The organism is uncultured Agrococcus sp. (genome assembly GCF_945915485.1).
Classification (GTDB): Bacteria; Actinomycetota; Actinomycetes; order Actinomycetales; family Microbacteriaceae; genus Agrococcus.
On record NZ_CAMEFJ010000091.1, the window covers coordinates 1 to 9,754 of the forward strand.

Annotated in this window: 7 protein-coding genes and 1 pseudogene; 4 read left to right on the forward strand and 4 right to left on the reverse strand. The window is 65.2% G+C overall.

Going from position 1 to position 9,754, the window contains the following annotated elements:
* A pseudogene (locus Q0O95_RS11805) lies at positions 1-1,183 on the forward strand (hypothetical protein); the annotation flags it as partial.
* Positions 1,184-1,255: 72 nt separating this feature from the next.
* On the opposite strand, the gene Q0O95_RS11810 reads toward Q0O95_RS11805, so the two are convergent.
* The gene (locus tag Q0O95_RS11810) at positions 1,256-2,632 is read right to left on the reverse strand and encodes a TIGR00366 family protein (protein ID WP_293698870.1); all 1,377 of its coding nucleotides are present in this window, start codon (positions 2,630-2,632) and stop codon (positions 1,256-1,258) included.
* A gap of 181 nt (positions 2,633-2,813) precedes the next feature.
* Here Q0O95_RS11810 and Q0O95_RS11815 point away from each other — a divergent pair, with 181 nt between their 5' ends.
* Positions 2,814-3,215, forward strand: coding sequence for a hypothetical protein (locus Q0O95_RS11815; RefSeq protein ID WP_293698872.1), 402 nt, complete (start codon positions 2,814-2,816; stop codon positions 3,213-3,215).
* 4 nt (positions 3,216-3,219) lie between these two features.
* Complete coding sequence (locus Q0O95_RS11820) at positions 3,220-4,287, forward strand: hypothetical protein (RefSeq protein ID WP_293698874.1); 1,068 nt, start codon at positions 3,220-3,222, stop codon at positions 4,285-4,287.
* Positions 4,288-4,490: 203 nt separating this feature from the next.
* Here Q0O95_RS11820 and purF read toward each other — a convergent pair whose 3' ends face one another.
* The 3 genes from purF to tdh form a co-directional block, all read right to left on the reverse strand.
* On the reverse strand, positions 4,491-5,948 hold the full coding sequence (gene purF / locus Q0O95_RS11825) for an amidophosphoribosyltransferase (protein ID WP_293698875.1): 1,458 nt from the start codon (positions 5,946-5,948) through the stop codon (positions 4,491-4,493).
* 203 nt (positions 5,949-6,151) lie between these two features.
* Positions 6,152-7,330 carry a glycine C-acetyltransferase gene (locus tag Q0O95_RS11830; RefSeq protein WP_293698877.1) on the reverse strand — a complete coding sequence of 393 codons (1,179 nt, stop codon included), beginning with the start codon at positions 7,328-7,330 and terminating at the stop codon, positions 6,152-6,154.
* 175 nt (positions 7,331-7,505) lie between these two features.
* Positions 7,506-8,546: an L-threonine 3-dehydrogenase gene (gene tdh, locus Q0O95_RS11835; protein WP_293698878.1), complete on the reverse strand. Its 1,041-nt coding sequence runs from the start codon at positions 8,544-8,546 to the stop codon at positions 7,506-7,508.
* 127 nt (positions 8,547-8,673) lie between these two features.
* Here tdh and purM point away from each other — a divergent pair.
* Positions 8,674-9,754: phosphoribosylformylglycinamidine cyclo-ligase (gene purM / locus Q0O95_RS11840; RefSeq protein ID WP_293698879.1), on the forward strand; the 1,081-nt coding region annotated here is incomplete at its 3' end.

Sequence of the window (9,754 nt, forward strand, 5' to 3'; positions counted from 1 at the left end):
GCGTGGCTACCGCTCGTCCGCAGCTGACGCTGGCCTTGATGCCGGTTGGTGGGCGCGGAGGGCGAATCGCGGCTACCCTGTACCCATGGCGGTGAAGCAGAAGAACCCCGGGGCCCTGATCGGTGTTGTTATGGCGCTCATCGGGGGTGTCATGGTGTTTTCGACCTTCGAGGAGTTCTTCGGCGGCATCAGGATCTTCTTCGAGGCCCTCAGCTACGGTGCTGAATTCGGGGTCGCGTTCGACGCCGCGATCCGTTATACGGGCGGGCAGTTCCTGATCGGACTGCTGGGAGCGATTCTGCTGCTCATCGGCATCCTGACCGTGCGCTCATCCGCTGGACGCATCGCGAAGAACGCTGCAGAGCAGGGGTCGGACGCCGTCAGGCGGGCGCGCGACGAGGCCCAGCAGCGTGCCGAGGCGCAGCAGCGCGACAATCAGCGTCGCGCCATGGAGGCGCAGCAGGCGGCGCAGCGTCGCGTGCAGGAGCGACAGCGCCAGGTGCAATCGGGAAGCCCAGGCGGTTCGGCCCCCGGCGGTTCAACACAGGGCGGTTCGGCGCAGGGTAGCCAGGGAGGGCAGAGCCGGCTCGACCAGTTGCGTCAGCGCGTTGCCGAAGATCCGAGAATGCAGCAGATGCGCGAAGCAGCCAACGACGCGGGCTACGGAGACCTGGTGAACAGGTATGTTCCCGGTCAGCCGACGCCGAATCAGGTACGCCAGCAACCCCAACAGGCGCAACAGCAACCGCAGCAGTGGGGTGGCAACCAGCAGCAGGCGCAGCGTCAAACCCAGCAGCCTCAACAACCCCAGCCTCAGCAACCGCAGCAGCGCCAACAGCCCCGACGTCAGCAGCGTGGCCAGCGTCAGCGCCTGCAAACGCAGCGTGAAATGGCCGAGTCGCAGCAGAACCTGCGGCAGCTGCCCGACGCGGCAGCGGAGGCCGCAGCTCGGCTGGCCGCCCGAGCACGCGAAGCGGGCATGGAGACTGTCTTGCCGAACGAACGCACGGCTCCGAGCAAGCGCCGATCCGCGCTGACGAGAAGCTCGCTGTCGACCTCCGCGCTCTCGAAGACGAGCCTCAGTACGAAGTCGCTCTTCCGGTCCCGGAACCGTCAGATCAGTCCCGCCGCACCGATTTCATCCGCTGCGCCCGTCGAAGAACTCCTGCAGCGCAACCAGTAGTACCGCACGAGCAGATCGGGCGGCGCACTCCTCTCTCGAATGCACCGCCCGATCGCTGTGTGGAGCCCGTTGTTACAGCAAAGAAGCCATCACAAGCACACCCCCGAATACGACACCGGAAACGAGGAGCGTCACCATCGTGTAACCGAGGATGTCGCGCATCTTCAACCCCGCGATAGCGAGCAGCGGGATCGCCCAGAACGGCTGGATCATGTTGGTCCACTGGTCACCGTAGGCGACCGCCATGATCGCGATCTCAGGATCGACGCCCAGTCGTTCCGACGCGTCCAGCATGATGGGGGCCTGAACGGCGAACTGCCCGCCGCCGGAAGGAACGAAGAAGTTGACGATACCCGCCGAGAGCAACGCCAGCAGGCCGAACGTTGTCGGGTTGGCGATACTGACCAGCATGTCCGAGAAAATCTCTATCAAGCCCGACGCGGCCATCATGCCCATGATTCCCGCATACAACGGGAACTGCAGCAGAATCTCTCCGACGTTGGCCGCTGCATTCTTCGTGAGTTTGATGACCTCGAACGGGTTGCGCACGATGATGAGAATCAGAGCGAGGAAGGTCCAGTTCACGATGTCGAGCGTCGCCTGGCCACCGTTGACGTAGTGGACGACAAGATAGGCGGCGAGCATCAGGCCGACGATCAGCGTCGGGAGGCGAGATGCATCGATACGGTCGGCGGGAGTTTCGATCGCTTCGTCCGCATCGGCCTTCTCGGAGCCTGCGCCTCCGGGAAGCTCCACGATCCGGTCGCTTCCGCGCGGAGCCACCGCTGCGAGCGCCAGGGCTACGAGGACGATGGTGGCGAGCGCGCCCGTGATGTTCCACCAGGAGAAGATCGTGTCGGTTATGGGGATGGTGTAGCCGAGCTGCTCCGCGATGAAGGAATCGGGAGTCGCGGCGGTCAGCGGGCCGGAGCCCGAGTATCCCATGTGCCATACGACGAAGCCGGAGAAACCGGCGGCGACGAGCATGGGGAAGTGCAGTTTAACGCCGCGCTCACGACCCGACTGAGCGACTTCCTTCGCCAGCAAGCCACCGACGACGAGCCCAAGACCCCACGTGATGAGTGAAGCGCATGCGGCGACAACGAACACGAGCAGGTAACCCTGCAGTGCGGTGTTCGGCCAGGACGCTACTGTCTGCAGGAGCCTCCGGACTGGCCGGGTATTCGCGAGCATATGTCCCAGCAGCAGAATCAGCGCCATCTGAGTCATGAAGGCGAGTAGCCCTGCCAGACCATCGCCCCATCCTTGAATGATCTCGATCGGCCCGGCATGACCGATAGTCATACCGAGAACACCGACCACGAGGGTCAGAATGATCGCGAAAACGAGCGCCGACGGAATCCACCGTTCGACGACGTTGTTGATTGGACGCATGACGCGTGCCAGAGGGGCGCCCTTCTTGGGCTCAGCGGTTGCTTTGGCAGCCATGATCACCTCATTGTGGAAATCTGCAAAGGAACTGCTCATTGCATGCAACGAGCATGATCAGCATACGAGTGTCCACGAGTTTTCAGGACATTCGTACGGGACCGGTCTCGAGACACCCTGCGTCAGGGCGGTGCGCGTCGACCGACACTGCAGACGGTCTCGCATCTGGGAAGATGGTTACGTGACAGACCCCAACGAGCCCACGCAAGAGCAGACCTCCGAGCAACGCACGGTGCGCGTACGCCGCGCGCCACGCTACGGCGTCTTCATGGCTCTCGGCGCTGTGACACTCGCGTTGGCAGGAGGGATTGTCGCATCGATGGTCGAGCCGGGGCTCCAGCCCGACGGTTCGATGATCGATACCTCACCCGTCATCGGCTTCACGATCGTCATCGGATTCGTCGTCGGCGCTGGGCTCGGCGCCCTCATCGCGGTGATTCTCGACGCGACCGTCGGCCGCAAGTCGGAGTCCGCGGAGGCGGAACGCACATCCGTCACGGTGCGCTACGACGAAGCAGATCGCGAAACCCCCTCGGCCGAGGCGGACGTCGACAGCCCTCCGGGCCCCGAGACGAAGTCGTAGAACGATGCGCGCGCTGTGGTCCGCAGGATGGGCATCCGCGGTAACCGCATACTTCACCGTCGGTGCGACGGAATCGCCCATCATGGTCGGCATCATGGTCGCCGCCGTCTTCCTCGGCTGCGTGCTGGGGCGGCTGCTGAGGAGGCGCGATGCACTCATAGGCGGATGGAGCTCCGCGATGGCGCTCGCAGTCATCGCCGTGCTCGTCTGGATCGACGCGTTCGACTCGCTCGCCTTCATGTCGACCATAGCCGCTGTTATCGCCTCGGCCGGTTTCGTGCTCGGCGCACCCGCCAGGTCGCCGGAGGCGCCGACCCGTGCCGGGCGCATCCTGGTGCCCATCCTGCGCGGCTTCGCACTCGCAATCGTGATGTTGTCCGCCGGCGCTGCCGCCTCGGTCCACGTCGTCTGGGCTCTGACGCTGGCGGCACTCCTCACGCTCGGATGGGCGATCTCGAGTCTGCGCATCCCCGCTGTCGCCCTGAACGGCAAGCGGTCGGGCGTCGACCCCATCGAACTACTGCAGGGCGTCACGATCGCCGCAGCGTTCGGCGGCTGGGCGGCATTGCTCATCATCATTCTGCCCAGCATCGGCCCCGCTGCGCCCTGGCCCGCTGTTCACGAAGAGGCGATCGCGGTAGGTCTCATGGGCGCGCTCGGCATGATCGGCGCCGGCCTCGGTTTCGGCCTCGTTCGCCCCCTCGTCGAGTCGGGTGCGCATCCGCGCAGCGCATGGCTGCTTGGCCCGCTCGCTGCCGGGATGCTGCTGCTGATGGTGGCCAGGCCCGGCTCGTTCGCGGTGGCCGGGTTCGCGGCAGTGCTGATCGTTTCCGCTCTCACGGCAGCGGCGATCAGAATGACGGCTGCGAGGGCTCCTGAGCTCGCGGCGGAGGACACGATCTACGCGCGCTCGGCGCTGCCCGCGGTTCTGGCGACGCTCGCGCTGGGGGCGCTCGTCTGCGGACTGCTCGCGGATGTCGCGGAAGTACGCGACGTCGTGCTGCTCCCTGCCGCGGGAGTCGCTATCGTCACCTGTTGGATCGATCTGCGTCGAGCGGTCAGCGCCGGCTGACAGCGGTATCGCCCTGCATCCGCTCCCTGTTGCCTTGCGCCCTGCATCCGTGCGCGTCAACTTCTCGGTCGCTGGGCGACGACACGCCGGTAAGAAGGCTTCTCATCGCCAGGTGACCGAGAAGTTGGCATGGCGGCTGCTGGAGGGCTCGGGGCAGTTGGAGAAGAGCTGACGTTGCGGGACGGCTCGAGGCACGTCGGCAGCTACGACAGCTGCGTCGCCTCGAGCCAGGCGAGATACTCCTCGTTGACATCACCCGTGATGTAGTCGCCGGTGAAGCAACTGGCTTCGAGTTCGGTGAGCGACGTACCGTCGGTTATACCCCGCACCATGTCGTCGACCTCCTGATACACGAGGTGATCGCTGTCGAGCTGTTCGCGAATCTCCGGGATGCTGCGACCGGCTCCGATCAGTTCGTTACGGCTCGGCATGTTGATGCCGTACACGTGCGGGTACCGAACGGGAGGCGCGGCCGAGGTGAACGTGACGGAGTTCGCTCCGACGTTGCGGGTCATCTCGACGATCTCACGGCTCGTGGTGCCGCGAACGATGGAGTCGTCGACGACGAGCACGTTCTTGCCCTCGAACTCGCTCGCGAGCGCATTGAGCTTTTCGCGGACGCTCTTCTTGCGCTGCTCTTGGCCGGGCATGATGAAGGTGCGGCCGACGTAGCGGTTCTTGTAATAACCCTCGCGGTACTCGATGCCGAGCTTGCGCGCGACTTCCATGGCTGCCGGCCGGCTGGAGTCGGGAATCGGCATGACGACGTCGATGTTGCCGCTGGGGGTGTACTGTTCGATCGTGTCGGCGAGTCGTTCGCCTAGTCGGAGCCTCGACTCGTACACGTTAATGCCGTTCATGACCGAGTCGGGCCGGGCGAGATACACGTACTCGAACGCGCACGGCACGAGTGTCGGCGAAGCGTGCGTCTGCCGCGCCTGCAGCTCGCCGTCGAGACCGATCATGATCGCTTCGCCGGGGTCGACGTCTCGCACGAGTTCGTAGCCGCTGGCCGTCAGCGCGACCGATTCGCTCGCAACCATCCACTCCGTTCTGCCGCGCTGCCCCTCGCGGCGCCCGAGCACGAGCGGGCGGATGCCGTAGGGGTCACGGAAGGCGAGCAGCCCGTGGCCGGCGATGAGCGCGATGACGGCGTAGGAACCGCGCACGCGTTCGTGCACTCGGCTGACGGCGGTGAAGACCTGCTCGGCATCGAGCCCCGCTCCGGAGACCTGCTTCTGCAGTTCCGAGCCGAGCACATTGAGCAGCATTTCGGTGTCGCTACCGGTGTTGGTGTGCCGCATGTCCTGTGTCGCGAGTTCGACCTCGAGCTCGCGGGTGTTCGTGAGGTTGCCGTTATGCACGAGCACGATGCCGTAGGGGGCGTTGACATAGAACGGCTGCGCCTCGAGTTCGTTCTGCGCCTCGCCCCTTGTCGCGTACCGCACGTGGCCGAGGCCCGTCGTGCCGAGCAGCGAACGCATATCGCGCGTACGGAATGCCTCGCGCACCATGCCCTCACCCTTGCGGATGTGGATGTGCGGGCCGTCGACCGTCGCGATACCCGTGGAGTCCTGGCCGCGGTGCTGCAGCAGCCCCAGCGCGTCGTAGACCTGCTGGTTCACGTTCGTCGTCGAGGCGATGCCGACAATGCCGCACACGGAATAGACCCCCTGAGGAAAGCCGATGAAGGGAAGCGCTGCAGCAGCGAGCCCCTATGACGTATCAAGCCTAGTGGCCCGCGTATCCCGCCGTGCCGCCCGGCTCCCTGTGCGCTGTGCTGCTTTGGCTGGCCATTTCTCGGTCTATGTCGCGAGTCAAGCGAATGCCTTGAGCCGCCGTATGGACCGAGTTTTGGCTGGTGTCAGTGCTGAACGCGCTCGCGAGCCGCGACGAACGCGGCAACCGCTGCGTCGACGTCGGCGTCCGAGTGTGCGGCGGAGAGCTGCACGCGGATGCGAGCTTCGCCCTTCGGGACGACCGGGTAGGAGAACGCCGTGACGTAGACGCCCTCGTCGAGCATCGCTGCGGCCACGTCGGCAGCGAGGCGCGCATCCCCGAACATGACGGCGATGATCGGATGCTCGCCCGGCAGCAGATCGAAGTTCGCGGCGGCCATCCCCTCGCGGAATCGCGCTGCATTGCGCTCGAGTCTTCCACGGAGCTCACCGGCGTTCTCGACGAGATCGAGTGCGGCAATCGACCCGGCCACTACCGACGGTGCGAGCGCGTTCGAGAAGAGGTAGGGGCGCGAGCGCTGGCGCAGAAGTTCGACGATTTCGCTCTTCGCGGCGATATATCCGCCGGATGCGCCGCCGAGCGCTTTTCCGAGTGTGCCGGAGATGATGTCGACGCGGTCCTGCACGCCGAATCGTTCTGGGGTTCCGGCTCCCGTTGCACCGACGAAGCCGACGGCGTGCGAATCGTCGACCATCACCATCGCGTCGTACTTGTCGGCGAGGTCGCAGATGTCTTGCAGGGGAGCGAAGTAGCCGTCCATCGAGAAGACGCCGTCGGTGACGATGAGTCGTCGCCGTGCACCCGAAGCTTCCTGCAGTTTCGCTTCCAGATCCACCATGTCGCGGTTCGCGTATCGGAAGCGGGCTGCCTTCGAGAGCCGGATGCCGTCGATGATCGATGCATGGTTGAGCGCGTCGGAGATCACGGCGTCGTCTTTCGTGAGCAGCGTCTCGAAGAGCCCGCCGTTCGCGTCGTAGCACGACGAATACAGGATAGTCGCTTCCTGCGACAGGAATCGCGAGAGGCGGGTTTCCAGCTCGAGGTGCTGATCCTGTGTGCCGCAGATGAACCGTACGGAGGCCATCCCGAAGCCCCATGTGTTGAGTGCATCGCGAGCCGCGGCTGTTACGCGATCGTCATCGGCGAGACCGAGATAGTTGTTCGCGCAGAAATTCAGCACCTCGGTGCCGTCGGTCGTGACGAGCGCCCCCTGGGGGCCGGCGATGGGGCGTTCATGTTTGGTGAGCCCGTCCGTCTCGATCTGGTCGAGTTCTTCTTGCAGCTGCTGCCGGATGGAATACACGTGCTCTCCTCTTGTACGAAGGGGTCTCCTCGTTGAACACATTCGAGGCTATCTTGTGCCACCCCGCCCCACCGATCCCAGAGGGTGCGAAAAACTTCGAAACATGACGGTCATGTTTCGAAGTTTTTCGCCCCCAATGGAGTTGGAGAGGGCATGGGTGACTCGGGGCGTCGGATCACTCGAAGTCGAGGATCACCTTCGAAGCGGCACCGCTCTCGGCGGTCGCGAATGCGTCCTCCCAGTCGTCGAACGCGAAACGATGCGTAATGACGGGTGAGACGTCGAGCCCGCTGGCGATCAGCTGGGTCATCGCGTACCAGGTCTCGTACATCTCCCTGCCGTAGATGCCCTGGATGGTCAGCATGCGGCTGACCACGCCGCCCCAGTCGATCGAGATGTCGCTGGACGGGAGGCCGAGCATGGCGATGCGGCCCCCTGCATTCATGTTGTCGACGAGTTCGGGGAGCGCAGCGGGTGCTCCCGACATCTCGAGTGCGACGTCGAAGCCTTCGCGCATCCCGAAGTCTGTCTGCGTGTCGCGGATGCTGCGTTCGCGCGGGTCGATTGCAGTGAACCCCATCGACCGAGCGAGTTCGAGCCGGTGCGGCGCGATGTCGGTGAGCAGGACGTTCCGTGCGCCGACCATCCGCACGACGGCCGCGGCCATCAGCCCGATGGGCCCTGCCCCGGTGATGACGACGTCTTCGCCGACGAGCGGAAACTTGAGCGCCGTGTGCACCGCGTTGCCGAGCGGATCGTAGATGCCGAACACGTCGAGTTCGGCTCCGGTGACGTTCGCGAGAGACTTCCCCTGGTGCACCCACGCGTTGCTCGCGGGCACGGTGACGAATTCGGCGAAGCCGCCGTTTCGGCCCACTCCGAGGTTCGAGGTGTTGATGCAGAGGTGCCGGCGCCCCGCCCGGCAGTTGCGACACTGGCCGCAGACGATGTGACCCTCCGCGCTCATCAGATCGCCGACCGAGAGCCCCTCGACGCCCTGGCCAAGTTCGACGATTTCGCCGCAGAACTCGTGGCCGACGGTGATGCCGGGTGTGACGGCGCCCTCGGCCCAGGCATCCCAGTGATGGATGTGCAGGTCGGTTCCGCAGATGCCCGCTCGCAGCACCCTGACTTTGACGTGGCCGGTCGGCGTATCCGGTTCCGGCACATCTTGGAGTGTGAGTCCGGGTCGACCGGCTGTTGTGAGTGCCTTCATGGGGCTCCTATGCGTCTGCTCCGACATTTCGACCGCGTGCGTAAGGGTGGCGAACGCGCTACCAGTTCAGAGTAGATGAACGCTGACGTGCGTCGCGGCAGTGTTACGTCGAAGGTAGCCTTGCTGTATGACGAACCCCTATGCCGCGGCCGGTGTCGACACGGAGGCCGGAGACCGTGCGGTTGAACTCATGAAGGCTGCGGTCGCTCGCACGCACACGTCGGGCGTGGTCGGCGGGGTCGGCGGATTCGCCGGGATGTTCGACCTGAGCGCTGCCGGCAGCTTCCGCAAGCCGCTGCTTGCGACATCCACCGACGGCGTGGGCACGAAGATCGCGCTCGCGATGGCCCTCGACAAGCACGACACCATCGGTCAGGATCTCGTCGGCATGGTCGTCGACGACATCATCGTGACGGGTGCGAAACCGCTGTTCATGACCGACTACATCGCCTGCGGCAAGGTCGTGCCGGAACGCATCGCCGACATTGTGCGAGGCATCGCGGAGGGCTGCGAAGCGACCGGCACCGCGCTCGTCGGTGGCGAGACCGCCGAGCACCCTGGCCTCATGGGTGAGGACGAGTATGACGTTGCGGGCGCTGCTGTCGGCATCGTGGAGGCGGATGCCCTGCTCGGCCCGGAACGCGTCGGTGCGGGTGACACCGTCGTGGCGATGGCTGCGAGCGGACTGCACTCGAACGGGTTCTCACTCGTGCGTCGCGTGCTCTCCGATCGAGGCATCGATCTGCTCGACCGCGTCGACGAACTGGGTGGCGTGGCCGCGGAGGTGCTGCTCGAGCCGACCAGACTGTACACGTCGCCGCTCGTGGCGATGCTGGCGGACGGGCTCGGCATCCACGCGCTCTCGCACGTTACGGGAGGCGGCATCGCTGCCAACCTCGCGCGCGTTCTGCCGAAGGGACTCAGCGTCGAGATCGAACGATCCTGGGCCGTTCCTGAGGTATTCGGCAGCCTCGCGGAGCTCGGTGGCTTCTCCATCGCCGACACGGAAGGGACGTGGAATCTCGGCATCGGGATGTTCGCGGTCGTCGCAGCCGATGACGCGGAAGCCGTCGTGGCCGCGAGCGAAGCCGCCGGGATCCCGGCCTGGGTCGCCGGAACGGTCTCGGATGCCGAGATCACGAGCGACTTCGTGCAGGGCGCGAAGGGCGTCGACGGCGGTGCTGTCCGCCTCACGGGTTCCTGGGCCT

Bases quoted from the DNA above. Each gene is read 5' to 3' on its own strand.
- Q0O95_RS11810 (WP_293698870.1), bottom strand. From the start codon at position 2,632: ATGGCTGCCAAAGCAACCGCTGAGCCCAAGAAGGGCGCCCCTCTGGCA.
- Q0O95_RS11820 (WP_293698874.1), top strand. From the start codon at position 3,220: ATGCGCGCGCTGTGGTCCGCAGGATGGGCATCCGCGGTAACCGCATAC.
- tdh (WP_293698878.1), bottom strand. From the start codon at position 8,546: ATGAAGGCACTCACAACAGCCGGTCGACCCGGACTCACACTCCAAGAT.